This is a genomic window from Streptomyces sp. URMC 126, from assembly GCF_051386555.1.
In the GTDB taxonomy this organism is placed as follows: Bacteria; Actinomycetota; Actinomycetes; order Streptomycetales; family Streptomycetaceae; genus Streptomyces.
Genome location: NZ_JBPQTX010000929.1, coordinates 1 through 266, shown reverse-complemented (window position 1 = coordinate 266; position 266 = coordinate 1). Strand labels below are relative to the sequence as shown.

The following is a 266-nucleotide window of genomic DNA, read 5'->3' as shown; positions in this document are numbered from 1 at the left end:
GTTTGTAGACGACTGGTCAACTTGAAACCTCTCACCCTTCGCCCATCCCTCCTCCTTTTTGTTCAACCACCACCACTGCACACCATGACCGACCACAGCCTTCACACCGATCTGTTCTCTCCCACCCAACTGGGCGGCCTGTCGCTCGCCAACCGCTTCGTCATGGCCCCGCTGACCCGCAGCCGCGCCGGTGACGACGGCGTGCCCACCGAACTGCACGCCACCTACTACGCCCAGCGTGCCAGCGCAGGCCTGTTGATCAGGAA

The 266-nt window shown here is 62.4% G+C and carries 1 pseudogene; it reads left to right on the top strand.

The features are described from left to right. Nucleotides 1-84 precede the first annotated feature (84 nt). A pseudogene (locus tag ACSNOK_RS34530) lies at nt 85-266 on the top strand (alkene reductase); the annotation flags it as partial.